We start from the raw sequence: 24,790 nt of genomic DNA on the forward strand, positions 1-24,790 counted from the left end.
AATATGTATGAGACTAAGTGTGCATTTTTATACTTTTGGGCTAGTATTTTGAAATTGAAAAAACAGAGAATAAGCATATGGATTATTTAAACGACCTAAACCCGGTACAACGCGAAGCTGTAGAAAAAACAGAAGGCCCATCTCTAATAATTGCTGGAGCTGGATCGGGGAAAACCCGTGTTTTGACCTATCGTATTGCTCACTTATTAAATAAAGGCGTACGTCCATATACCATATTGGCTCTTACATTTACCAATAAGGCAGCTCGCGAAATGAAAGAACGTATCAGTCGTATTGTTGGTTCGGAACAAGCTCAATCTCTTTGGATGGGAACATTCCATTCTACTTTTGCGAAAATTTTACGTTACGAAGCAGAACATTTAGGTTTCGATTCCAATTTTACGATTTATGATACTCAAGATTCAAGGAACTTACTTCGTAGTATTATAAAAGAAATGAAGTTGGATGATAAGGTCTATAAAGCCAAAGATGTACTTAATCGGATTTCGTCTGCCAAAAATAATCTCGTAACAGCAAATGCTTATTCTCAAAACTCTGCTGCACAAGAAATTGATGCATCGAACCGAAGACCATTAACTTCAGAAATTTACAAGCGCTATAACCATCGTTGTCGTCAAGCCAATGCCATGGATTTTGATGATTTACTTTTACAAACTAATATCCTTTTCAAGAACTCACCCGAAATTTTAACAAAATACCAAAACAAGTTTAAATATATATTGGTCGATGAGTACCAAGATACAAACTATTCGCAATATTTAATCGTTAAGAAACTAGCCGAACAGCATAAAAATGTTAGTGTTGTAGGTGACGATGCACAAAGTATATATTCTTTTCGTGGAGCTAAAATTGAGAACATCCTCAACTTTAGAAACGATTACCCAAACTACCAACTATTCAAACTTGAACAAAATTACCGTTCTACACAGATTATTGTAAATGCTGCTAACTCTGTTATTAAGAATAATAAGGGACAGATAAAAAAAGAATCCTTTTCGAATAAAGAAGGTGGCGAAAATATAAAAGTCATTAAAGCAATGACTGATCATGAAGAAGGCTATATTATAGCTAACGATATTTTTGAAACAAAGATGCGAAAACGTCTAAAGTTTGAAGATTTCGCAATTCTTTACAGGACCAATGCACAATCACGAATTTTTGAAGAATCTCTAAGAAAACTAAACTTACCTTATAAAATATATGGCGGTCTGTCTTTTTATCAACGTAAAGAAGTAAAAGACTTGCTTTCTTATTTTAGGATGGCAGTTAACCCAAACGACGAAGAGGCTATAAAACGTACCATTAATTATCCAAAAAGAGGTATTGGTGCAACTACAATTAATAAACTACAAGATGCAGCTACAAGCACAGGACAAAGTATGTGGAATATTATCTGTGGCTTAAATGAACGTCCATATGGCTTAAATACGGGAACAATAACTAAGGTTTTAAAATTTGCTACATTGGTAAACGGATTTGCCATGAAAATTGAACACGAATCAGCTTTTGATTTGGCAAGTCGAGTTTCAAAAGAGACAGGTATTATCAAAGAACTTTATAACGATAGATCACCAGAAGGCGTTTCTCGTCATGAAAATATTCAAGAACTTTTAACCGCTATTCAAGATTTCACACAAATTGCACTTGAAGAAGGACGAGAAAACAAACTGGCAAACTACTTAGAAGATGTCGCTTTATTAACTGATCATGATAATGAGAAAGACGAAGACAGAGATAAAGTGTCTATGATGACTATACATTCATCTAAGGGTCTTGAATTTCCATATCTCTATGTGGTAGGTATGGAGGAAGATTTATTTCCATCAAAATTATCAATAGCATCACCTCAAGAATTAGAAGAAGAACGTCGATTATTTTATGTTGCAATAACCAGAGCTCAAGAGAAAGTTAGCTTATCTTTTGCAAAATCACGATACAAATGGGGCGACATAAGCTATCCTCGACCTAGTCGTTTTTTAAAAGAAATGGATCCTAAATATATCGATTTCACTTATGAACAAGAACCTGAATTTGGTAACTTGGGATCGAGAACAACTGAAAGTGATAGTAGTCATGAACAAATAATGTCTAACTCACGTTTCCAACAAAAGAAAAAACCAAGTTTACGTCCCAAACTATCACAAACAAACACTAGGTTAAAAGCAATAAATAATCAGGAAGCAAACAAAAATTTTGAAGCTTCAGATGCTAGCAAAATACAAGCAGGAATGCAAATTGAACATCAACGATTTGGGAAAGGTAAAGTTTTGCATTTAGAAGGAGAAGCACCCAATATTAAGGCGACTGTATTTTTCCAAAACGTAGGGCAAAAGCAATTGTTATTAAAATTTGCCAAGTTAAAAATCGTATAAATTCAATTAAACAAAACCTAATTATAAAAGCTAATTGAGTATCCATTTGCATTAAAAGAAGAAATACTGTACATTTGCCTTGAGTTATAGATCATTCTGTGAATAAACTCGACAAATTAGATACACTTTTATTATCGACAATAACTTCAATTTAAGATAATAAAAAGCTCAAGTATCAACTGATTTATCTTCGTTTTTTTTAGTATTATTGTATTCTTCAAAACACGTCTTAAAAATCAATACTATTTAAGGGCAAATAAAAAATTAAAAACTTATTTAAGTTACATCGATAAGTTTTCCCACAAAATAAGTGATAACTGTAAACAACACATTTCAGTTAAAACACAACAAAAAATAAATGGATTACAATTCAAATAGGGTGAAATTATTACTCCCTGAATATGGCAGAAACGTTCAAATGATGGTGGATTTTGCCATGAAAATAGAGGACAGAGACGAAAGAAATAAAGCTGCCAAAACTATTATTTCTATCATGGGTAATATGTACCCTCACCTTAGAGACGTTAGTGATTTTAGACATAAACTTTGGGATCATTTAGCTATCATGACAGATTTTCATTTCGATATTGATTCTCCATATGAATTACCTACGAAAGAAAAATTAGCTGAAAAACCTGAAGTTCTTCCATACAACTCTCATAGAATTAGATTTCGCCACTATGGTAAAATTATTGAATCTATGGTTCAAAAAGCAATTGAGCTTGAGGATGAAAAAGAACAATCAGCTTTGATTTCGATGATTGCCAATCATATGAAAAAATCATATTCCAATTGGAATAAAGATGGTGTTGCTGATCAAAAAATATTCAAGGATATTGTAGACATATCTGGAGGAAAATTAACTATTCCTCAAAATTTGAGACTTAGAGAAATTCACAACAAAGACTTTCAGCCAAAAAATAAGAAAAAGACATTTCATAAAAGTGAGAATAGAAAATTCGTTAAGAAGAAATAATCTTATTGATTTTCTCAACATATTTAAACCGGATAATTTCCGGTTTTTTTTGTGCCTAATTGAGATACACATATTTTCTAAATTTACTCTTTATCAACTTTAGTTTTAAAGGTCCTTTTCATTATCTTTAAGCTAAAATTTAAGATAATTACAGTCGAGTAAGTGGTTTTTATAGCTATAAACTGATTATCAAACATTACACTAAGCATTCTATCATAACACACCTAATGATCAAATAAATGAGCACATTCGAAATAACTGGTGGCACAAGACTAAAAGGTGAATTACATCCTCAAGGAGCAAAAAATGAAGCTTTACAAGTTTTATGTGCAACTCTCCTAACTAGCGAAAAAGTTAGAATTCATAATATTCCAAACATCCTTGATGTTAATCGTTTGATAGAATTACTAACATCATTAGGCGTAAATGTAACTCAAGAAACAAAAAACACATACTGTTTCGAAGCTAAAGAAATAGATCTAGAGTATCTAAACTCTGATGAGTTTGCAAAAAAAGGCTCATCGCTCCGCGGCTCAATAATGATTATTGGTCCTTTGCTAGCTCGTTTCGGAAAAGCTTATATTCCCAAACCAGGCGGTGATAAGATTGGACGTAGAAGATTAGACACTCACTTTATTGGTCTTCAAAAATTAGGCGCAGATTTAAAATACAAGCAAGGAGACAAATTTTACAAATTGGAAACACCTCGTCTTAAAGGCACCTATATGTTGCTTGATGAAGCATCGGTTACAGGTACAGCTAACATTATAATGGCGTCTGTACTTGCAGAGGGTAAAACAACAATTTATAATGCTGCTTGCGAACCCTACATTCAACAACTATGTAGAATGTTAAATTCGATGGGAGCCAAAATAACAGGAATAGGCTCTAATTTAATCTACGTAGAAGGTGTTAAAGCTCTTTCGGGTTGCGAGCATCGAGTTCTGCCTGACATGATTGAAATCGGTAGTTTTATTGGATTGGCAGCAATGACAAAATCTGAGATCACAATTAAGAATGTAGCTTACAAAGAATTAGGTGTTATTCCTGATACATTCAAAAAACTAGGTATTAAACTCGAGATTATTGGCGACGATATTTATATTCCCCAGCAAGAGAATTATGCGATTGAAAATTTCATGGATGGTTCAATATTAACCATTGCTGATGCGCCATGGCCTGGATTAACCCCAGATCTTTTAAGCATTATCCTTGTGGTTGCAACCCAAGCCAAAGGAAGTGTTCTTATACATCAAAAGATGTTTGAATCTCGTTTATTCTTTACCGACAAATTGATTGACATGGGTGCACAAATTATATTATGTGATCCACATAGAGCAACAGTTATTGGTCTTAATCAGGAAACACAACTTAGAGCTACTAAAATGGTTTCACCAGACATTAGAGCAGGTGTTTCACTTTTAATTGCAGCACTTTCAGCAGAAGGAACTAGTACTATTCAAAATATTGATCAAATTGACAGAGGTTATGAAAATGTAGACCTTCGCTTAAATGCAATTGGCGCAAAAATCAGAAGAATTGACAATTAACTATTTATTAACAGTCTAAATAATAGCAAAGAACTAGTTTTACTCTCGTAATAAACTAGACAATTATACTGTTCATAAAATTAAAAAAATCAGCATTATGAAAAAATTAAATCTTAGTATACTAATTACACTTCTTGTTTTATCTTTTTCAGCTTTTGCTGGAGAAAAAGGGACGAATGTAAAAGAAGGTTTAAATATTGGAAATAAAATTCCAGGCATCTCAGCTAAAACTCCAAATGATAAGACAATTAATCTGAGTGATCTCAAGGGCAAGCTAGTTCTAGTCGATTTTTGGGCATCATGGTGTGGACCATGTCGTAATGAAAACCCTTTTGTCGTTTCAGTTTACAACAAATTTAAAGATCAAAATTTCAAAAATGGTAAGGGTTTTACAGTTTTTAGCTTTTCTTTAGACAACAAAGAAAATAATTGGAAAAATGCCATCAAAAAAGATGAATTAATTTGGGAAAATCACGCCAGTGAATTAAAAGGATGGTACTCTCCTACTGCCATTAAATTTGGCATTAATTCAATTCCTTCAAACTTCTTAATAGATGAGAATGGAATTATTTTAGCTAAAAATTTAAGAGGTCAAAAATTAGAATTGATATTACAGCAGTATTTAAAGAAATAGTTTTTATACTCAATTAAATATTTCAAGAGTTGTTTTTTTTAAAACAACTCTTTTTTTGTTCTCAGATTTCACTAATCGTTGAAAACAATCTAATTGTACAAATCGTGTCATGAAAAATTGCCATTATATTCTTCAAAAATCTGTAAACTTAACAGACAAATTTTACCTTTGTGCCAATTTGTCGGGAAACAGAGTATTGGCAAACAATTTGTGAGTAGCAAGCCTGTATTTTTAAAGCAAGAAAAATTCTTTTTGCTGACAAAACAATAAGTAAAATAAGTCCAAAGCAAATTGGCATTTTATTAGAAAAATCGCAAAATGACAAAAAATAAAACCAAGTTAGACAAGGAAGATTTAGAAGTAAAGGATACGACTATACCGACACCTGAAACTGAAGAAAAAGTCACTGAAAAGGAAGAGAAGACTGAAACCCAAGAGTCTGAAGAAGAAAAAGAAGTTAACGAGATTGACGAACTTACAACTAAGCTTCAAGAAGTTACAGACAAGTACATGAGACTATCTGCAGAGTTCGATAACTATCGTAAACGTACTTTGAAAGAAAAAATGGAGCTAATAAAATCGGCAGGCGAAAAGATTTTAGTTAATGTTCTACCTGTAATGGATAACTTCGAACGTGCTTTAAAATCGGTTGATGAATCTACTGATATTGATGGTGTAAAAGAAGGTATTCACCTAATACATACAAACTTCAAAGATTTTATGGCTCAACAAGGCGTGAAAGAAATTGAAGCTATAAATCTTGATTTTAATACAGATTTACACGAAGCTATTACCAAAATTCCAGCACCTAGCAAAAAGATGAAAGGAAAAGTAGTTGATTGCGTTGAGAAAGGATATTTCCTAAATGATAAAGTAATTCGATTTTCGAAAGTAGTCGTTGGAGAATAATATTAAACAAACAAATCTGAAATAAGATGTCGAAAAGAGATTACTACGAAGTACTTGGCGTATCGAAAAATGCTACAGGACCAGAACTAAAAAAAGCATATCGTAAAAAAGCAATACAATTCCACCCAGATAAAAACCCTGATAATAAAGAAGCTGAAGAGAAATTTAAAGAAGCAGCTGAAGCCTATGAAGTGTTAAGTAATGATCAAAAACGTCAACGTTACGATCAATACGGACATGCTGGAATGAGTGGTGCAGCTGGCGGCGGAGGATACGGCGGTGGCGGTATGAACATGGACGATATTTTCTCTCACTTTGGTGATATTTTTGGCGGCGGAGGCGGCGGTGGTTCTTTCTTTGGCGGTTTCGGCGGAGGCGGTGGACGTAGTTCACAACGCGTAAATCGAGGAAGCAACCTTAGAGTTAAGGTCAAATTGACGCTTAAGGAAATTGCAAATGGTGTAGAAAAGAAAATTAAAGTTAAGAAATACGTTGAGTGTAATGACTGTAAAGGTTCAGGTGCTGAAAACGGATCTTCTCACGAGACATGTACACAATGTCATGGTACAGGTCAGGTGACTCGTATTCAGAACACCATTCTAGGTCAAATGCAAACTAGTGCCGTTTGTCCTTCATGTAATGGAGAAGGAAAAATCATTACTAACAAATGTAAATCATGTGCAGGTGAAGGTATTGTGAAAGATGAAGAAGTCATCACAATAAATATACCTGCAGGTGTTGCTGAAGGTATGCAACTATCTGTAAGCGGACGTGGTAACGCAGCTCGCCGTGGTGGTGTAAATGGTGATTTATTAATCCTAGTTCAAGAAGAAGAACATCCAGATCTTGTTCGTGACGAGAACGATTTATTATATAACTTATTTATTAGCATACCAGATTCTGTTCTAGGAACTGCTGTTGAGATTCCAACTATCGAAAATAAGGTAAAAGTAAAAATCGACGGAGGTACTCAACCTGGAAAAATTCTTCGTCTTCGCGGAAAAGGTTTACCTGATGTTAATGGGTATGGACGTGGAGACCTATTAGTTAAGATCAACATATGGGTTCCAAATAAAGTAAGCAAGGATGAACAGAAAATACTTGAAAAACTTCAAGCATCTGAGTCTTTCAAACCAAATCCAAGTTCACAAGAAAAAAGCTTTTTCAAAAAAGTAAGAAACTTCTTTGACTAGTTCAAATATTATAATTCAAATCCCTTAGATTAATCTAAGGGATTTTTTTTGTCCTTATTTTTTATGACATCATCGCACTATTTCACATTTTTATCGATTTTATATTAAACATCTGTAACTTTTAAGTATTTTGTAGACTAATAAATAAATTCAAGATTCTAAGTAAGTTATCTCAAAATATAAAACCCCTCTAATAATATTTAAATATGGCGTTTTTCGAAGCTAAGAACATAGTAAAACAGTATGCTGGACACACGGCGTTAAAGGATGTGAGCATATCTGTTCCTGAAGGAAGTATATTTGGATTACTTGGCCCTAATGGTGCTGGTAAAACGACTCTAATACGTATTATTAACCAAATTACAGGTCCTGATTCAGGAGAAATTTTCTTTAATGGAGAGCCATTAAAACCAGAACACGTTCACCAAATTGGTTACCTACCTGAAGAGCGTGGTCTTTATAAAAAAATGAAGGTTGGAGAACAATCTATCTACTTGGCTCAACTAAAAGGGATGAGCAAAAAAGACGCCACAGCCAAACTTCAAATGTGGTTCAAGAAATTTGAAATTCTAGAATGGTGGGACAAGAAAGTTGAAGAACTTTCGAAAGGAATGGCCCAAAAAATACAGTTTGTTACAACCATCCTTCACGAACCTAAGCTTTTAATTTTCGATGAGCCTTTTAGTGGCTTTGACCCAATTAATGCCAATCTATTAAAAAGTGAAATTCTGAAACTTCGTGATAACGGTTCCACTATTATTTTCTCAACTCACAATATGGGTTCTGTAGAAGAAATTTGCGATCATATTGCTCTAATCCACAAATCAGAAAAAATACTTGATGGCTCTTTTGAAGATATCAAAAAAGAATATCGTACTAATACTTATAATATTTCATTTACAGGTGAATTAGAAAAAATCAAAGCAAATTTACCTAAGGATGTTGAAATACTAGAACACAAATCGGGTAAAGAGTTTGAATCCTTAAAATTGAAATTAAACAACGGAATAAGTTCAAATCAATTATTAAGTCAACTCTTACCTCATGTCGAGATTATTGCATTCAACGAAATTATTCCTAGCATGAATGATATTTTTATTCGTGTCGTTAATGAAAAAAATCTCAGTATTGATATGGAATAAGAACATTTCCATCACAGTAAAAAAATTAAATTTCATTCCGGAATTTTCGGACTTATAGATAAATAAAATGAACAAAATATTAATCATTATTCAACGAGAATATTTATCACGAGTTAAAAAGAAATCTTTCTTACTACTTACTTTTCTAACTCCAATCCTAATCGCAGGTGTTTATGCTTTTATGATTTGGATGATGATGAAAGATGATACTGAAAAAAGAACCATCGGTGTTATCAATGAATCTGAACTCGTAACCCCAGTACAATCCAAAGATTTTACGACATTTGAATACCTTGAAAACACGAGTTTTGAGGACGCGAAAAAGATGCTCGACAACAAATACTATGCACTCTTAAAAATTCCTAAGGATGTTTTAGAATCACAATCGGCAGAGCTGTTTTCGTTAAAACAAGTGACCATAGAAGTTAAATCAGAAGTCGGATCACAAATTCGCGATTACATAGAAACAATTAAGCGTTCGAAGATTATTGCGGAAGCAAATATGCCAGATCTTGAACAAAAACTAGCTGCTACAAAAACACCAATTTCTGTAAAAACCATTAAGTTTGGAGATGATGGTGAGATAAAACAAAGCTCCACTGAAATTGCAATGGGGCTTGGATTTGCTATGGGCTTCATTATCTATATGTTTATTTTGATGTATGGCGTACAAGTCATGCGTGGAGTAATCGAAGAAAAAAGTAATCGAATAATAGAGGTAATCATCTCATCGGTAAAACCTTTCCAATTAATGATGGGTAAAATAGTTGGTGTTGCTATGGTTGGCTTAACTCAATTCTTAATGTGGATTATTCTATCAGGAGCAATTATCATGATTGGTAGTGCTATTTTCTTACCAGGACTTGATGCTTCAAGCATACAACAAGCTTCATCAATAAGTCAGTTGCCAAGTGCAGGACAATCAATGGATCAGGCTCAATTAAATATGATGCAAGAAGTATTGGGGACTTTTGACTTAAATTATATATTAAGTATTCTTGGTGGATTTATCTTCTTTTTCTTAGCTGGTTATTTATTGTATTCAGCTCTATTTGCAGCAGTAGGTTCTGCTGTAGATAACGAAACTGAGACACAACAATTTATGATACCCATCACGATACCTCTCATGATTGCTTTGTATATGGCTATGGCAGTTATAAAAAATCCTGAAGGCAGTTTGGCATTTTGGGGATCAATTATACCATTCACATCACCTATTATCATGTTAGTGAGAATTCCATTTGGAGTACCACTTTGGGAGTTATTATTATCAATGGGATTACTAGTTGGATCATTCATATTTATGACTTGGATAGCTGCTAAAATATACCGAACTGGTATTTTAATGTATGGTAAAAAGGTTTCTTACAAAGAAATATGGAAATGGTTACGCTATAATAGATAAGTTTAAAAGATCAAATTGAATATAATAAATGCCTCGTTTTAACGAGGCATTTTTTTATTCTAGCTAGTGATAAAGATAATTCAATGAGAATAATGATAAGGTCTGCTAATTTATTTAAAGTTATTACTTTTGTTGTATGATTAATTACGACGAACCCTTATTTCGCCCTCCTAGCGAGGCTTACTCTCTAATACTACAAGTTAGTTTAGGCTGTGCTTGGAACAAGTGTGCTTTTTGTGAAATGTACAGTGGTAAACAATTTAGAATTCGCCCTGAAGAAACGGTCTTTGAAGAAATTGATAGCATGTCACGTCATTCAGATCAAATTAAAAAAGTCTTTTTAGCTGATGGTAATGCTATGGTACTTCCCTTCGATAAGCTTACTAAAATCCTGGATAAGCTGAACACCACTTTCCCTAAATTAAACAGAATTTCAGCCTATGCCCTACCAAGAAACATCGAAGCTAAAAGTGATGAAGAACTTCGGAGTCTTGCTAATAAAGGTTTGAAATTGTTATATGTAGGTATTGAATCTGGTGATGATGAATTACTGGAACGAATCAATAAAGGAGAAACTTACAAAAGTACGAGTATCGCTTTACAGAGAGCTAGAAAGGCTGGAATTAAACTTTCGGTGATGATTATAAATGGTTTGGGAGGACAACATTATTCTCAGCAGCATGCACTAAATTCAGCTAAAGTTGTAAATGAAATTCAACCCGAATTTTTATCTACTTTAGTTTTAAGCTACCCGCTTGGTGAGGATCATTTTAAACAAAAATTTAATGGTGAATTTCTTCCATTAAACACTATTGAACTTATAGCTGAGATGAAAATATTTATCGAAACGCTAGAACTTGAAAACACAGTCTTTCGTAGCGATCATGCCTCTAATTATTTAATTTTAAAAGGTAATCTCTGTCGAGATAAAGATAAGCTCTTAAATCGCATTAATGCTGTTTTAGACGATCCTATCAATGCGAGACTTAGACCTGAATGGATGCGAGGACTTTGATATGAGAAAACAAGACAAAAAAAGCGATCAACTTAAGAGTTGATCGCTTTTTCTATATCTAATTCGTAAATTCAATATTATTTACTGAATTCCTTTACAATTTCTAAAAATACATACACCACTGGTGATACAATAAAAATAGCATCAAATCGATCAAGTATTCCGCCATGTCCTGGTAACATAGAACCCGAATCTTTCACTTTAATACTGCGTTTAAATAGAGATTCAACTAAGTCACCTAAACCACCAACTACGGCAACAATAAGACCTACAGAAATCCATAAAATCAAACTTAATTCTTGACTAAAATAGGCACAACCCCAAGCAGTTAATAGCGTTGCAATACCTCCACCAATACTTCCTTCCCAAGATTTTTTAGGAGAAATACGTTCGAATAATCTATGTTTACCAAAATTAACACCTACCAAGTAAGCACCGGTATCATTTACCCAAATTAAAATGAAAATACCCATCACAATATCTGGACTAAAATGGTTAATTCCATTTAGAAATACCAAATAAATCAGTAAAGCAAAAGGCAAAGCCACATAAACAACGCCCATTATCGTATATGCAATATTGGCAAATGGATTATCCTTTTTACGATATAGTTCGATAATAAATGTTAAGAAAACAAGAAGTAATAAGAGTTGATATAGAATGATTTTACCACAATAACAGTGCAATATAGCAGCTGCAAATAATACGACAACGGCAATCATACCCGTTACAAACTGAGGTGAAGCATTTGCCTTTTTAATTAAGCCATAAAATTCATAGGTCGCCAAAAGAGCTATACCCAAAAAAGTAGCTATGAAACCTATTGGGTGTAAATTAATACCCGCTAATAAAATAATAACAAATAATACTGCTGTAAGTGCTCTTTTAATAAAATCGCTCACTATAAATTCAATTAGTATAACTTAAAAAAAACAATCCGTAAAATTAAACAAAAATAGCTAAGTTATCTATTTTCATTGACAACTTAGCTTTAATAAATATCTAACTTTAAGAACTAAACAAGCTCCGCGTTACTTTCTTCTTCCGTTTTATCGTCATTAGGAGCTTCAACAGAGAGAGTCTTAACGTTTTCAAATTTGTCTACAACAAAATTTCTCTTTCCTAAAATAACTTCCAAATCTTCACTAAAGATCACTTCACGCTCCAATAACAATTGGCTTACTTTTTCATGACCTTCCTTATTATCAGTAAGAATTTTCTTTGCTCTTGCATAGGCTTCATCAATCAATACTTTAACCTCTTGATCAATAAGCTCTGCAGTTTTCTCACTGTAAGGCTTAGAAAAACCATAATCCGATTGTCCTGATGAATCGTAATAACTTACGTTTCCAACTTTTTCGCTCATTCCAAAAATAGAAACCATAGCCATTGCCTGCTTAGTTACTTTCTCTAGGTCGTTTTGAGCTCCAGTCGAAATTTTACCAAAAACCAATTCCTCCGCAGCACGTCCACCAAGAGCTGAACACATTTCGTCGAGTAATTGTTCTTTAGTGGTAATACTTCTCTCCTCAGGTAAATACCAAGCCGCACCAAGCGCTTTTCCACGAGGAACTATAGTAACCTTCACCAATGGATGAGCATATTCTAACAACCAAGATATAGTTGCATGACCTGCTTCGTGATAAGCAATCGTCTTTTTCTCATTTACAGAGATAATCTTATTTTTTTTCTCCAAACCACCAATAATACGATCAACTGCATCAAGAAAATCTTGTTTCTGAACAACATTTTTCTTTTTACGAGCAGCGATTAAAGCTGATTCGTTACAAACATTAGCAATATCAGCTCCAGAAAAACCTGGCGTTTGCTTAGCTAAGTAGTCGCTTTTTACAGAATCATCGAGTTTTAAAGGACGAAGATGTACATTAAAAATTTCTTCACGCTCATTTAAGTCTGGTAACTCAACATGAATCTGACGATCGAAACGTCCCGCACGCATTAATGCTCTATCTAAAATATCAGCACGGTTAGTTGCTGCAAGGATAATAACTCCCGAGTTTGTATCGAACCCATCCATCTCAGTTAATAACTGATTCAAAGTATTCTCTCGCTCATCGTTAGATCCCATATTAGGATTCTTACCTCTAGCACGACCGATAGCATCAATCTCATCAATAAAGATGATACATGGTGATTTTTCTTTGGCTTGCTTAAATAAGTCACGAACACGACTTGCTCCAACACCAACAAACATCTCAACAAAATCAGATCCTGACATGCTAAAGAAAGGCACTTGAGCTTCTCCAGCCACAGCTTTTGCCAAAAGAGTTTTACCTGTTCCCGGAGGGCCTACAAGCAGAGCACCTTTCGGTATTTTTCCACCTAATTGTGTATATTTATCAGGGTGCTTAAGAAATTCTACAATTTCTTCGACCTCTTGTTTCGCTTCAGACAAACCAGCAACATCCTTAAAGTTTGTTTTAATATCTGATTCTTTATCGAAAACCTTCGCTTTGGATTTACCAACATTGAAAATGTTTCCACCACCGGCACCACCACCAGATCCTTTGCTCATTCGCTTAAATACGAAAAACCATATTGCAAGAATAATTAGGATAGGAAAAAGAAAGCCAATAATGTCACCAAAGTAATCCTTATGATCGACATACTTCACTGCTACTCGATCTGCCTCAGGTAAAGTTTCCTGAGCCTTCTCTAAATTTTTCTCAAAATTTTCAATTGAACCAATTGTAAAGAAATAGTGAGGTCCCGCTTTAGATGGCGAATCGAATGAATTAGAAAATAAATCTGGATATTTATCCAAACTAGCATCCTTGATAAAAACATTTACATTACCAAGATTACGTACTATTTCAATTTTGTCAACATCATGGTTACGCAACATCTCAACTTTTACCTTATGCCAACTAGTCTCTTTAGGATTTTGTTGATAAGTAAAGTATTGTATGGCTAAAAAGGATACAGCTATGATACCATAAATCCAATAAGCATTGAATTTTGGCACTTTCATCATATTAGAAGGCCCTTTTCCTTTCTTATCGTTAGGAGGTGTATTAGGCATTTTTTTTTCTGTCATTATATAATTTTTGTATTATTCTATTTGTACTAGTTAAAGAGCATCTGGAATACGAGTAATTTTGGCATCTGCCCATAGTTGTTCTAATTGATAAAAATCACGATATTCTTTTTGAAAAATATGAACAACCACATCTGCATAATCTAACAGAAGCCATTGCGCATTCTGATGGCCTTCCTTATGCCACACTTTTTCATTTAATTTTTCAAATGTTTCATTTTGAACATTATCAGCTAAAGCAGATACATGAGTACTCGAAGTTCCGTTACAGATAACGAAATATTTACATACAGCACCACTTACTTCTTTTAAATCAACGCTCACAATATCTATTGCTTTTAAATCTTTCAAAGCTTGAATAATTGTATCAACTAATTTTTCAGGTAAATGTTCTATTTTTTTTGTCATATATACAGTTTAGTCTTACAAAGATAATTTTTTTTTAAATCTATAATAATAAAGCAATCTTTAGATTTGAGTCAAATGAATAAAAAAAGGAGTTTCAAGTCTTAAAAATTAAAATCTTAGGCTTAATTTTGCTTCTATATCCAATTTAAATCCGATTATGCCAATTATATTTCATCCCAATCGAGTTATTCGAGTCAATCAACTTAATTCTACCAATTCGTACGCATTACAATTACTAAAAGACAACAATCCGTCAGGTGGAACTGTCATTATGGCGTTAAATCAGACAGAAGGCCGAGGACAGCAAGCAAATACTTGGGAAAGTAAAGGAGGCAAAAACCTTACCATTAGTCTTATCCTTCGTCCCGATTTTATTTTAGCTCAAGATCAATTTCAAATCTCCATGCTTATTTCTCTTGGTGTTTCTGATTATCTTAGAACTCATACTAAGAATATTAGCATAAAATGGCCTAATGATATCTATGTTGGGGCTAATAAAATTGCAGGTATTTTAATTGAACAAGCTATAATGGGAGATCGCGTGTCGCACTCGGTATGTGGTATTGGTTTAAATATTAATCAGGATAAATTTATTTCTAATGCTCCAAATCCCATTTCATTAAATAATATAACAAATGAAATTTACGATTTAGAAGAAGAACTAACCAAACTTTTAGCTTCTATAGAAAATCGTTATCTCCAAGTTAAAAATGGTAAATCACAACAATTAGAAAAAGATTATTTAAAGTCTCTGTATTGGATGAATGAAGAACGTACCTTCTTAGATGAAGATGGTGAGTTTACCGGTAAAATAATAGGTATATCCGAATTTGGTCAATTACAAATTGAGGATGAAGATAAACATATTAAAACCTTTAATTTTAAAGAGGTGAGCTTTATTCGCTAGCTCACCTCTTTCCTCCTATTATATCTATTTTACGATCGTAATTAGTTAAAATTAAGACCGTTTACAAATCATCTGGTAAGCGTTAAATTTTAAGGGTAAATTTCACATTAAAATTCCTTCCTGGATTGTAAAAACCAAGCATTTTCAAGCTTGATAAATGATCAACATATTTCTCATTAAAAAGATTATCAACACTAAGTAATAAATTGGATTCAAGTTTGGCAATTTTAAAATTACTACCAGCCTGAATAGCGACTAAATCGTAAGCTGCAGTTTTAGTTTCAAATTGCGAAGGATGCTTTTGTTCGAAAGCATGTTTCCAACTTAAGTTAACAAAAGGAGACTTGAAAAATCGATTCCCTTTTGCTGAAAAGCGAATTGAATTCTTGAACTTATGTTGTGGAATATAGGGTAAACGTCCTCCTTGGTCTTTCTTTCCAATTACCATGGCATAATTTGCTTGATACTTAATAAAAGAGTTTAGAGCTAAATCCAAAGCCAACTCTCCACCATACAATTTCGCATCTTGCTGACTGTACCTGTAAATAAAACCACTATCATCAGGAGCAATTTCATTGGTTGGAGATAAGTATATATAATCATAAACTCTGTTATAAAAAAGAGAAAAATCGAGAGTATGAATATTACTATGATAATGAACCCCTAAGTCGGACTCTAAACTTCTTTGAGGATCGAGATTTGTATCTCCCACTTCGTAGCGATCTCCGTGTAATCCATTTTGCGATAATTCTGCTAAATTTGGAGCTCGAAAACCAGTCGCTATATTGCTTCGAAAAAGTAATTTATCGTTAAGGTGATATGTGATTCCCAAGGAAGCATTCATATTGTCGAAATTCCGATTAATATGAATTGTTTCTTCTTCATGATCCTCATCTTCCTCATGTTCTTCCTCTTCAGCTTCTGCATGAGAATGTCCACCCGCTTCCTGTTCTGGTACATACAAAGATCTATGATCGTAACGTAAACCCAACTGAAGACCAATACGATTTATATCTTTCTTAAAAAGACTAAAAACAGAAAAATCGTCGATTTTTGCATCTGGAATAATTCTATTGGGTGCTTCGTGATTGGTATTTGACTGATGCATTCCTTGAATCCCCACAAGAAATTCGTTCGTGTCAGAACTTGGAAAATACAATTTACTGTCATAAGTAAAGGTATTCAAATCCATATCTACCAATCTAAAATTGTCCGAATCAGGATCTCCATTCAGTCTTCTTTGATTAGCTTGATAAGCAGCATTCAATTCTAGCTTGTAGTTACCTAAAAACAAGCGATTTCTGGAGGACAATATATGTTGTGTTAAATCCTGATACCAATAATTATTTGTTCTCTTATCGGTGTCTACTAAGCTAACAGACTCTCCGGTGGTCATACCCAATTTTGGACGCAAATAATCGTAATAAATTTTAAAACTACCGATGTTTTTTACTAAACCGAAGCCTAATTGTAGTCCCTTGGAATTAAAACGACTATTGGGTACATAATCTCTACCCCCATCTTTGTAATCTTTGTGAGATTGTTGGTTTGCTCTTAGCATCCAAAACCAGTTTTTACGCGATTCTTTCACCCCAACATTAGATACGATTCCCTGACTAGCACTATAGAAATGACTAGAAATATCAGCCTCGAGCGTATTGCTTGGAGCCGGTTTTTCGTGAAGAATATTAATAACTCCACCCATGGCATCCGAACCATAAAGAAGAGATGCTGGACCTTTAATTACCTCGATGTGATCGGCTCCCTGATCGTTTACTAAAAAAGGATGATCTGTTGAAAATTGAAAGTTCTCCATACGAACACCATTATTCAGAAAAAGAATATTATTTAAAGATAAACCTCTAATAACAGGTGTACTAACACCCGGACTTCTTGAGATTACATCGACTCCAGGTATATTTGCTAATTTCTCACCTAAAGATGTATTTGATAACAATTTTAACTCTTCATTGGAAAGTACCGATATCTTAACGGTATTTTCGTGTTGTGCTGAAGGAAACCCTCCAGAAACAACAACATCTTGCGTCGTTACGGAAGTGAACGGCAAACTAATGTCCAATTTGGTATTTTCCTTTACAATAGAAATAGTATTAATAGAACTTTCATAACCAATAAATGAAAACTGAACAGTGATTTTACTATTAGGTAAATTCGCAAGTTGGTAAGAACCATTAGCATCACTAACAGTTCCTTTTTGAAGTTCTGGAATAAATATACTAACTCCAGGAAGTCCCACTCCATCAGCAGAATCGGTTACTCTACCAGTAAGAGTATTGTTTTTTATTTCGCCTATGGCATAGGAGAATTGGGGCAATAGTAATAATATTGCCAAGATATATCGTATCATGAAATATCGGGTTATATGAATTTATATAAGAAAGTTTAAAACACATAGGAAAAGTTGATAAGTATTTTTAAACTCATCAACATTATTCTTTATCTGATATTTATCAATCAGCTTATTTATTTAACTTACTTATATATGGAGGAGCTCTTAAGCTATAGGAGAATTTTAATTCTTCACGCGATTTTTGAATTGATTCGATAATTGGAATTTCGAATTTAAAAACCGATATGGGTGGAATACACGTTATACTTGCTGGTGTAAAAAAGAAATAATCAAATTCCTGAATCTCACAAATATTCTCTAAATCAGCAGTATCATGAGAACATAAGTATCCATGATGTACGTGATTGGGTGACATCAGATGTTCTGCTTTGACTAAAATAGGCAGAATAAAGGCTATCGATAATAGCCAAGCAAGAATTCTATGTTTCTTATTTAGAATCATTAAACGCAAAGCTATCTAAAAAAGATTAATCCACAAAAAAAGCTATTGAATATATCAACAGCTTTATAGTTTTTTATCATTTAGTTATTCAATATTTTGTAGATTTTGATAAGGAATCTGAGTCATACCTTCAGCAAGCTGATTAATACCTTTTTCTAATTTCTTTTTCAACATCATCTTCATCATGGCATTCAATTCTGCATGCACAGTCAGTCGAACTTTAGTTTCATAAGGTCCTGCTTCAATCAACTGAATCCAAAAATAAAATTCGAAAGGACTACGACCATATCCTGTTAACTTTAATGATTTATTTTCTTCTTTATCAACAAATTGTAAACCAGCCTCTCCAAATCCTTTTATAACAAAAGAACAATTATCTTCAGTAGCTTCCCAATGCTCAATTTTATCCTTAAAATTCATCTTTTTATTCGTTTGCTCCTCGATTTTAGCTTGTACTTCAGGATTTTCCGAAGCCAATTCAAAAACTTTAGCAATTTTTCTAAAATCAGATAAAAAGGAATAAATACTATTCACATAACTTGGAATAATTTTGATATCACTTACAATCTTTGTTGTCGACATATTCTTCACTTTTTTTAGAATACAAAAGAGGATGCCTAAACTTAAGACACTCTCTTTATATATTTTTATTGGCTATTTCTAGCTTCTATTACTTTCTCCAGTTTGCTGGATCTTTTCTCCACTCTTTCAACTGAGCAACATCTTCTTCTTTCACGTAACCAATTTCCTGTGCACAGTCAATCATCGTGTTATAGTCACTCAATGTTTCTAATTCACATTTGGCATCAGTAAAATTATCTTCTGCCTTTTGAAAACCATAAGTAAAAATTGCAAACATACCCATTACGTCACAATCTGCTTCGCGAAGAGCTTGAACAGCTTTTAAACTAGATCCACCTGTTGAAATTAAATCTTCGATGACAACAACTTTCTGTCCAGCTTTTAAGTCACCTTCTATCAAATTAGTCATTCCGTGAGCTTTCGCAGAAGAACGAATATAGACCATTGGCAAATTTAATTCATCAGCAACCAAGGCACCTAAAGCAATAGCTCCAGTTGCAACACCTGCTATAACTTCAACATCAGGATATTTAGCTAAAACAGCCTTTGCAAAAGCTTTTTTAATATCAATTCTAACTTTTGGATACGATAAAGTTTTACGGTTATCACAGTAAATTGGTGATTTCCATCCCGAAGCCCAAGTAAATGGGTTTGTTGGTTCTAGCTTAATTGCTTTAATTTGCAAAAGGTATTCAGCGATTTGTTTTGCAGTACTTTGCATAGGATTATTGGATTTAATGGTTCAATAAATATGAATTGATTAACAAAACGAGCGTAACACTCAAGCTTATACCACAGTAGCACAAACTTTTACACTACAAATTCCTTAATCTGAAATCATTCGCAAATGTATAAAGTATTTTTTAAAAATCGCACAATTTTCTTAGGTGATAAATCTGAAAGTATGAATTGTAAATGCTTGGTTTATCTATGGTCTAAGGGAGAAAATTTAGAGGCTATCGTTTCTGATTTTGATCAGGATGAAAATAAAGATGCATTATTTTTTGCCGCTGAAGATGTCGAAGCGCTTTTCTCAGAGTTTAAAAAACAATTTAAATATATCGAAGCAGCTGGTGGATTAGTTTTTAACGAGAAAGACGAGATCTTAGCTATTCACCGTTTAGGGAAATGGGATTTGCCTAAAGGAAAAGTTGAGAAAGATGAAACCGTAGATGAAGCCGCTCTACGTGAAGTTGAAGAAGAATGTGGTGTGAGCAATCTACAGTTATCTGATGAACTAAAATCGACTTACCACACCTATTGGATGAATAACAAATGGATACTAAAACGCGGCTATTGGTTTAAAATGTACTATTCAGGAAATGAGCAATTAGTCCCTCAAACCGAAGAAGATATTGAAAAAGTTTGTTGGATTCCAAGTAAGCAACTTGAAACATTTAAAGCAAACACCTATGCTTCAATACTCGAGGTAATTAAAGCGATAGATTAAACCATCTCGTAAATAGTATTTCTATTTTTTATGAGAATAGTGCTTGCGAAGTAAATCTCTTTTAATCTTAATGAATAATTTCTCGACCCCATCATGAGGCCCTCTAGCTGGATACTGATATACCTTACCTTCTGGATTGATAATAATATAAGTTGGAAATACTTTAATCCTATAATCCTTTAAAATAGAATTATCTTTATCAAGCAAAACAACAGGCCAGTTCGTTTCAGATTGTTTCATGTTGTTCTTAAAACGAACAGGATCGACATCACTGGCGAAACTCAAAAATTCAATCTCCTTTCCAAAGTTCTCATTCAATTTTTCAAGTGATTTAAGATCATTTTTCCAAACAGAGTTCGATGTATTGCAGAAATTCAGATACAAGTATTTCCCCTTATAATTATCCAATACAAAATCTCCAACTTTAAAATCAGGAGCCTTAGTATTCTTAAGTAAATGAGAAAGTTTTGATATGTAATTACTCGTTAGTCTGACAACCTTATATTCTTGGGAATTCTGATTAATTTGTTTAATAATAGCTATTGCTTTTCTTCTTGTTAGGGACGCATTTTCGGCTCCATCAAAAACAGATTTTGCTAATAATATATCTCTAAATGTCTTATCCTGATAAGCAGTATAAGTTTTCATTACCTTATTTAGTTCCTGATAAACATCTTTAGATTCAAGAGCCTTAATAAATTTAGACTTCTCTCTGTGATTAAAACCAGAAGCTAGGGCATTATTATAAACTTTAGTGACCAAAGTGGTATAAGCCGTATTATTCAGCTCTAAAGTTTGATTAGAAAAATATTTTTCTTCCAAGGATAAATATGCTTCAGGTCTTGATAAATAATCGAGGAAACCCAAACGATATTTTAAATAAACCTTAAAATATGCATTCTTCACTTGTGCATATTCGGTCGTCATTTGCTTAGTAAAACTAACGCCTACCGATGATGAGCGTAAGTTATAAATTTGTTCAAAATTTTGATTGATAAAGTTATCAAACTGATTATCGAATTGACGAATTAAACTATTTAAGCCATTCTTATCCGTATTTCTAAATCCTAATAAAATGTCTTGAGGTTCAAAAAAAGGATCCATTTTTTGAGCTGGTAAAAGATCTCTTTTAGGAGGTAAACTCAGCTGATATGCTTTATTAGCCTCTACATAAAAGTAGCCTCTAAACACACCTAATGGTAAAAATACCATCTGCGTTTCATCAATATCAAATTCCACAGAAAATCGACCTTCATTATCAAGCTGTATAATCGCAAGTTGCTTTTCTGTTTTAGAGAAAGCATCATCATAACACAAAACTTGTATTTGCGTATTCGCATAAGCTGCATGTTGACCAAACAACTTTACTTTTTCTGCAAATGATGTTTGCACTCCAAAAGTCAATATCAATAAAATAAATAATGATCGCATATTCTTATTCTCTGATTCGAAAAATAAAGGCTATTCAAATCAGAATATCTGATAAAAATAGCCATTTTATTAATTACAACTTATAAGCATCAGGATCTTGAACCGCTGGAACAAACTGAGATGCATCTCCACCATGGCGCATAATATCACGAACAATAGTCGATGTAATCATAGTATGCTCTGGGGTCGTTAATAGAAAAATTGATTCTATATCGTACACCATTTTCTTATTTGTTTGTGCAATAGCACGTTCAAACTCGAAATCAGCAGCCGTACGTAAGCCCCTTAAGATAAACAGGGCATTTTTCGTTTTACAATACTCAACCGTCAAACCGCCATAAACATCAACCTCAATTCGTGGATCGTTGTTAAAACATTCTTTTATCCACTGAATACGTTTTTCAACAGGAAAGAATTGTTTCTTCTCTGAATTATAACCTATGGCAATAATGATTTTATCGAACAAAGGTAAAGCTCTCTCAACAATTGACTGATGTCCTACTGTAAAAGGATCAAACGATCCAGGAAATACGGCTATTCTTTCCATCTTCTTTTTTATAATTATTTGAAACCCCATTCTTATGTGGATTTCTTTTAAAATTTAAACTTCGCCTAAATTACAAAATAATATGACTTACTTGATTTTAATTTTCTTGTAAGAACTTACAAATAGAATATTCCCCATATCGTCGAATCCCGTAAACATATCCAATTTATCTCTATCAATATCTTCTCTATTAAATCCGAGAATTGTTAAGTCTGCATCCATCGATTTATTCATAATTTCCTTTTTCTTATCCGTATGATCAATTCCAATTAATTCGATATTACTAGACGAAATTGGCAACTGTCCCGAACGAATAAGGCTTAATAATTTATCCTGTTCCTCCTCTAAATCTTTTTCAGGATACATCGCAAAGATCTTAATCAAACCCTTCTTCCAATCGGGATGCCCTTGAATGATATAAGCCAAAAGAATCATCAAATTTGCATTTTCATAATCTGATGAACCTATCCAAATATGAATTTCTTTGTGATAACCAAAACCTTTGTATGACGTATTTAGAATACAAACATCGAATTGAGTAGATTCAATTAAATTGTAATTATCTATCACATAATTCAATTGATCAGGTTCAATACGTGAATATTCAAAAAGAATTGAATTATATCCGTGTCCTGATATCCCCGAAAGCTGCATTACCTGTGCGATTGCAGAAGTCATCGATGGACTTATAATCGTATCTAAGAACACTCTATTCCGACTCCCTGAGGCCAAATTAATCAGGCGTTTCATGACACTTTTAGACTCTTCGTTAGTTTTTTCATTTAAAAACCCTTCCAAGTAATGTATGTAAGTTCCAAAACCATATTTGTAAGAAATCCATCGTAATAAATCGAAAGCAGAACGACGCTTAAAAGTATCTTTAGATATACAAATTGCAAAAGGTCTCCAACTCACTTCACGATCAACTTTTTCGGCACGTTGAGCAAAAATTTGCAAGTATCTACTCAATTGGAAAACAACACCACGAAACAATTTAGCTAATCCTCTATTCTCCTTGTTACTCACATTTATTCCGTAATAAATCATGCCCATTATCAATAAGGATACAATTGCATACGCCATATTCATTTGAAACATGATCCAGAATGAAAGTAAGGCTCCCATGAGAGATAAATACCAACGAGAACGAAAGGTTGGGCGATAAGATGGATCTGCAGCAAAATGTTCAAGGAATGAAATCAGACAAATGGCACCATAGGTTACCATAAAAAACATGGAAATAATTTGAGCAACAAAATTAACATCACCTATCATGATAAACACAAAAGCAATAAGAATAGATATGACTGAAGCATTAAGCGGTTCTGTCGTTTTTCTATTCTCCTTTTTCAACCATTTATTAAAACCTCGCTGAGGAAAAACATCATCCATACCAATGGCTTGCAAAGTACGTGGCGCAACCATTATTGAACCCAATGCTGATGATAAAGAAGCTGCCGCCAAACCAATTGGAATAATTGGACCCCAAATTGCAATATTACTCATAATAAGTTGGTTGCTATCTAAATCTTCGGGACTAGCCGAAACGGTAAATTTATAAGCAGCCAAAAGGTAAACAACCAAACCAGCAACCGTTGCCCAAATGGTTCCTCTTGGAATCGATCGTTTGGGATTTTTCAGTTCTCCCGATAAGCCTAAACCAGCTGCAAGGCCCGTAAAAGCAGGAAATATAATAGTGAAAACGTAGAAAAAACTTTTGGGATTTTCAACCGTAGCATCCAAAACAATATCTTGTGGTGCATCTGCGGGGGAACCAATAAAAAACATGAAAAGTGAAACAGCTAAAGTTCCAACAACTATATATAGGATCTTCATTCCCATATTTGCACCTCTCCATAAAAATAAACCAGACAAAATGCACATTGCTGGAATTGTAATAGCACGTTTATCGTAGATTAACCAACCAAAATCATTAGCTACCCACTGAATTACAGGATCGAATGCTTCGGCAAATGCAATAATATAAAAGGCAACTGAAATAGCTTGAGAGAGATAAAGAGTGATCCCAATTGCCGCACCAATATTCAAGCCGAAAGATCGAGATATTATATAATATGCTCCACCTCCAAGTACCTTTTGGTTAGTCGCAATCTCTGCAACAGCCATAGCAGTTGGTATGGTAATCATATGTCCTAGAATAATAATTCCGATAACACCTATAAAACCTACATTACCAACAGCCCAACCAAAACGAAGGAATAAAATTGCACCTAGAATAGTAGAAATTGCAGTCATAAAAACTGGCAATGTTCCAAAAGTTGCAGTTGATTTAGTGAATTTATTGGGCATATAATAAATAATTAAATTTGAGATAGTAAATATAAAATTAAATCAGCTATCAGTTCTTATAACCACA

At 33.5% G+C, this 24,790-nt stretch carries 21 protein-coding genes; 11 read left to right on the top strand and 10 right to left on the bottom strand.

The window, feature by feature from the left end:
* The first annotated feature begins 77 nt into the window (after positions 1 to 77).
* The 9 genes from EMN46_RS00870 to EMN46_RS00910 all read left to right on the top strand — a co-directional run bounded on the left by EMN46_RS00870 (position 78) and on the right by EMN46_RS00910 (position 11,217).
* Positions 78 to 2,393 (top strand): ATP-dependent helicase, encoded by a 2,316-nt coding sequence (locus EMN46_RS00870; RefSeq protein WP_154198784.1) that lies wholly within the window; start codon positions 78 to 80, stop codon positions 2,391 to 2,393.
* A gap of 358 nt (positions 2,394 to 2,751) precedes the next feature.
* Positions 2,752 to 3,369 carry a DUF4290 domain-containing protein gene (locus tag EMN46_RS00875; protein ID WP_154198785.1) on the top strand — a complete coding sequence of 206 codons (618 nt, stop codon included), beginning with the start codon at positions 2,752 to 2,754 and terminating at the stop codon, positions 3,367 to 3,369.
* A 239-nt stretch (positions 3,370 to 3,608) separates the two neighbouring features.
* Positions 3,609 to 4,919, top strand: coding sequence for a UDP-N-acetylglucosamine 1-carboxyvinyltransferase (gene murA, locus EMN46_RS00880; RefSeq protein WP_154198786.1), 1,311 nt, complete (start codon positions 3,609 to 3,611; stop codon positions 4,917 to 4,919).
* Between the two features lie 97 nt (positions 4,920 to 5,016).
* Positions 5,017 to 5,553 carry a thioredoxin-like domain-containing protein gene (locus tag EMN46_RS00885; RefSeq protein WP_154198787.1) on the top strand — a complete coding sequence of 179 codons (537 nt, stop codon included), beginning with the start codon at positions 5,017 to 5,019 and terminating at the stop codon, positions 5,551 to 5,553.
* Between the two features lie 318 nt (positions 5,554 to 5,871).
* On the top strand, positions 5,872 to 6,462 hold the full coding sequence (locus tag EMN46_RS00890) for a nucleotide exchange factor GrpE (RefSeq protein ID WP_154198788.1): 591 nt from the start codon (positions 5,872 to 5,874) through the stop codon (positions 6,460 to 6,462).
* 26 nt (positions 6,463 to 6,488) lie between these two features.
* On the top strand, positions 6,489 to 7,655 hold the full coding sequence (dnaJ, locus tag EMN46_RS00895) for a molecular chaperone DnaJ (RefSeq protein ID WP_154198789.1): 1,167 nt from the start codon (positions 6,489 to 6,491) through the stop codon (positions 7,653 to 7,655).
* Positions 7,656 to 7,861: 206 nt separating this feature from the next.
* The gene (locus tag EMN46_RS00900; RefSeq protein ID WP_154198790.1) at positions 7,862 to 8,797 is read left to right on the top strand and encodes an ABC transporter ATP-binding protein; all 936 of its coding nucleotides are present in this window, start codon (positions 7,862 to 7,864) and stop codon (positions 8,795 to 8,797) included.
* 67 nt (positions 8,798 to 8,864) lie between these two features.
* Positions 8,865 to 10,202, top strand: coding sequence for an ABC transporter permease (locus EMN46_RS00905; protein WP_154198791.1), 1,338 nt, complete (start codon positions 8,865 to 8,867; stop codon positions 10,200 to 10,202).
* A gap of 136 nt (positions 10,203 to 10,338) precedes the next feature.
* Positions 10,339 to 11,217, top strand: a complete 879-nt coding sequence (locus EMN46_RS00910) for a radical SAM protein (protein WP_154198792.1) — start codon at positions 10,339 to 10,341, stop codon at positions 11,215 to 11,217.
* Between the two features lie 77 nt (positions 11,218 to 11,294).
* Here EMN46_RS00910 and EMN46_RS00915 read toward each other — a convergent pair whose 3' ends face one another.
* The 3 genes from EMN46_RS00915 to rsfS all read right to left on the bottom strand — a co-directional run bounded on the left by EMN46_RS00915 (position 11,295) and on the right by rsfS (position 14,683).
* Positions 11,295 to 12,119 carry a phosphatidate cytidylyltransferase gene (locus EMN46_RS00915; protein WP_154198793.1) on the bottom strand — a complete coding sequence of 275 codons (825 nt, stop codon included), beginning with the start codon at positions 12,117 to 12,119 and terminating at the stop codon, positions 11,295 to 11,297.
* Between the two features lie 113 nt (positions 12,120 to 12,232).
* Positions 12,233 to 14,275: an ATP-dependent zinc metalloprotease FtsH gene (ftsH, locus tag EMN46_RS00920; RefSeq protein ID WP_229130230.1), complete on the bottom strand. Its 2,043-nt coding sequence runs from the start codon at positions 14,273 to 14,275 to the stop codon at positions 12,233 to 12,235.
* Between the two features lie 33 nt (positions 14,276 to 14,308).
* The gene (rsfS, locus tag EMN46_RS00925; RefSeq protein ID WP_154198794.1) at positions 14,309 to 14,683 is read right to left on the bottom strand and encodes a ribosome silencing factor; all 375 of its coding nucleotides are present in this window, start codon (positions 14,681 to 14,683) and stop codon (positions 14,309 to 14,311) included.
* 157 nt (positions 14,684 to 14,840) lie between these two features.
* Here rsfS and EMN46_RS00930 point away from each other — a divergent pair, with 157 nt between their 5' ends.
* Positions 14,841 to 15,590: a biotin--[acetyl-CoA-carboxylase] ligase gene (locus EMN46_RS00930; RefSeq protein ID WP_154198795.1), complete on the top strand. Its 750-nt coding sequence runs from the start codon at positions 14,841 to 14,843 to the stop codon at positions 15,588 to 15,590.
* 82 nt (positions 15,591 to 15,672) lie between these two features.
* Here EMN46_RS00930 and EMN46_RS00935 read toward each other — a convergent pair whose 3' ends face one another.
* The 4 genes from EMN46_RS00935 to pyrE form a co-directional block, all read right to left on the bottom strand.
* A complete protein-coding gene (locus EMN46_RS00935; RefSeq protein ID WP_154198796.1) occupies positions 15,673 to 17,958 on the bottom strand; it encodes a TonB-dependent receptor in 2,286 nt (761 codons plus the stop codon).
* A gap of 112 nt (positions 17,959 to 18,070) precedes the next feature.
* Positions 18,071 to 18,403: a hypothetical protein gene (locus EMN46_RS00940; protein ID WP_154198797.1), complete on the bottom strand. Its 333-nt coding sequence runs from the start codon at positions 18,401 to 18,403 to the stop codon at positions 18,071 to 18,073.
* 84 nt (positions 18,404 to 18,487) lie between these two features.
* A complete protein-coding gene (locus EMN46_RS00945) occupies positions 18,488 to 18,985 on the bottom strand; it encodes a hypothetical protein (RefSeq protein WP_154198798.1) in 498 nt (165 codons plus the stop codon).
* An 88-nt stretch (positions 18,986 to 19,073) separates the two neighbouring features.
* A complete protein-coding gene (pyrE, locus tag EMN46_RS00950) occupies positions 19,074 to 19,706 on the bottom strand; it encodes an orotate phosphoribosyltransferase (protein ID WP_154198799.1) in 633 nt (210 codons plus the stop codon).
* A gap of 183 nt (positions 19,707 to 19,889) precedes the next feature.
* On the opposite strand from pyrE, the gene EMN46_RS00955 reads away from it, so the two are divergent.
* Positions 19,890 to 20,435 carry an NUDIX hydrolase gene (locus EMN46_RS00955; RefSeq protein ID WP_195715151.1) on the top strand — a complete coding sequence of 182 codons (546 nt, stop codon included), beginning with the start codon at positions 19,890 to 19,892 and terminating at the stop codon, positions 20,433 to 20,435.
* Positions 20,436 to 20,456: 21 nt separating this feature from the next.
* Here the strand turns inward: EMN46_RS00955 and EMN46_RS00960 are convergent, their stop codons facing one another.
* The 3 genes from EMN46_RS00960 to EMN46_RS00970 form a co-directional block, all read right to left on the bottom strand.
* On the bottom strand, positions 20,457 to 21,866 hold the full coding sequence (locus EMN46_RS00960; RefSeq protein WP_154198801.1) for a redoxin domain-containing protein: 1,410 nt from the start codon (positions 21,864 to 21,866) through the stop codon (positions 20,457 to 20,459).
* A gap of 73 nt (positions 21,867 to 21,939) precedes the next feature.
* The gene (gene coaD / locus EMN46_RS00965; protein ID WP_154198802.1) at positions 21,940 to 22,413 is read right to left on the bottom strand and encodes a pantetheine-phosphate adenylyltransferase; all 474 of its coding nucleotides are present in this window, start codon (positions 22,411 to 22,413) and stop codon (positions 21,940 to 21,942) included.
* An 87-nt stretch (positions 22,414 to 22,500) separates the two neighbouring features.
* Positions 22,501 to 24,723 carry an amino acid permease gene (locus tag EMN46_RS00970; RefSeq protein ID WP_154198803.1) on the bottom strand — a complete coding sequence of 741 codons (2,223 nt, stop codon included), beginning with the start codon at positions 24,721 to 24,723 and terminating at the stop codon, positions 22,501 to 22,503.
* Positions 24,724 to 24,790: the final 67 nt, after the last annotated feature.

Origin of the sequence: Ancylomarina sp. 16SWW S1-10-2 (assembly GCF_009669305.1) — a bacterium.
In the GTDB taxonomy this organism is placed as follows: domain Bacteria; phylum Bacteroidota; class Bacteroidia; order Bacteroidales; family Marinifilaceae; genus Ancylomarina.